Here is a 2,040-nt window from a genome sequence, read left to right on the forward strand (position 1 = left end):
TTTTGGTTAAAATCCGAACCTACTTTGACGAACATCCGGACGAGGACTGAACCGCGCCGCCGCTCGCTCCGCTCGGACGGCTCGCAGGCGAAAAGTTTCCTCCCCCAACCCCCTCCATTTTTGTCCGCTCGCCGGAAAGCAAATCAATTTTACTGTACCTCTGCTCGCAATTGGATTTCTAAATAGGGCTTTGCGGAGTCATTGGTAATAAAAGTTATAGCATCAAAGTATTTGCCTTTTTTGTACAACTTAGATTTTTGAAACGCAGCTGGCGCAAAACCAATATCAATAGTAATTTCTTTATTAGGCAACACTTTTATCTCGCTGTATGGGATTATGCTAGGCGTATCAAATCCAAGAAAATTAACCCCCAGAGGAGGTTCAATATAGTTTTCTGGCTTCAAAACTGTAACTGAAGGTTGACCATCAATAGTTAACCCACCGTTTGGTAATCGGCGCAATTCAAGTATATTGTTGCTATTATTACGAATTGTTATTGTTTCTGTTCTAACCTTATCAACAACACCGAAATTGAGTTCTTGTTTAGACACGGACAATTTGGACCCGCCGCTCGCATCTGATGGTAATTGTAATGTCGGGTCTCCAAATGTTTGGGTCACAAACAAAGAATCATCCCTTCTTATCATATCCCCGATAGGAATATTTGAACCGAGAGTATTCAATGGAATAAAAAATACTGGCTCGACTGGAGGATCTGCGACGAACCCCCCAATGAAAGCTGGCTGCGATTGTGCATTGACAACCATAGTGTTACCAGAAAACAAAAGCCAACCCGCAAGATAATTTAATTCCTTGAACGCGCCATTACTGCACGAGAGTAGATTTACATAAAATATATTGGGCGCAACATTTTTAATATCTTGATAATTTACTTCTGCTTGTCCGTAACCGCCTGATATAAATTGACCAAGTGTGGTGCCGTGAACATTGATGAGGGCGGCCTCATAACTATTCATTTTTAACTTATTGAGATATTCTGTCTTGGCATTTTCGTAGCTTGTTTCTTTAATAAAATCTACCGAGGGCTTAGAATATCTATCAAGCCGAGACAAGGAAAAATCAAAATTTGAATCCAAACCATTTTTTATTGCCGCCGGAGTTTTATTGTTGATTTCATTTATAATCGCGGCAGGATAAACCAATAACCGTTTTTGGAATGAGATATTTCCGCTTCTATACTCGTGGTTTTTATCAAGATATTTTTTTATTAAAACGATTCCTTCTTGTCCTTTAACTGGAGGGGTGATTCTTCCACTGAAAATTTCTCGCCTCGATACAGCGTCTAAAGTATTACATGAACGAGTGGCAGTAAACTTGCCGTCATTGGCCAGTGCACAATAATCGCTCAAATCTTGATAAAACCAGTCCGTATATAATCCGTCGTCCCTATAAAACGTGGGAATATCGCCTATAAGGATTGAGCCAAGTAATTTTTTCGTGCGATAAAATTCTTTGATAGTTTCTCTTATCTCGAGCGGGCTCTTATACACGGCGTGCTGAAGAGATACCTCTACTCCCAAATCTTTTGCAATATCGTCCTTAAATCGATTTAATTCGTTTGGTAACGTCGTATAAACTTCTTCATCAACAAAAATCAAAACGGAGCTCGGAGTAGTTTTTGATGGTTTCTCGTCTTGTTTTGGAAATTTCTGGTTCGACTGTATGTTTTGACTGTCCGTGTTTTTTGCGATTCCTTGTTCGGTTCCAGTGGTTGGTATAGACGATTGATTTGGTTGCTTATTAGCAACAAAATAATAACCAGCAACGCCAATGATGGCTACTGCTACAATAAACACAATGATACCTATAAAACCTTTTTGATTGCTCATACATAGATAATAGCAAAATCTGCATTTTTAATCCACAAATTACCAAACCTGCTTTCCGGCGAGCGGACAAAAATGGAGGGGGTTGGGGGAGGAAACTTTTCGCCTGCGAGCCGTCCGAGCGGAGCGAGCGGCGGCGCGGTTCAGTCCTCGTCCGGATGTTCGTCAAAGTAGGTTCGGATTTTAACCAAAA

Annotated in this window: 1 protein-coding gene; it reads right to left on the bottom strand. The window is 40.7% G+C overall.

From position 1 onward, the window contains the following. Positions 1-149: 149 nt before the first annotated feature. Entirely contained in the window at positions 150-1,850 is a 1,701-nt protein-coding gene (locus KKA81_17555) for a hypothetical protein (GenBank protein MBU2652737.1), read from the bottom strand. Positions 1,851-2,040 lie beyond the last annotated feature (190 nt).

The sequence above is a fragment of the Bacteroidota bacterium genome (assembly GCA_018831055.1).
Lineage (GTDB): Bacteria > Bacteroidota > Bacteroidia > Bacteroidales > B18-G4 > M55B132.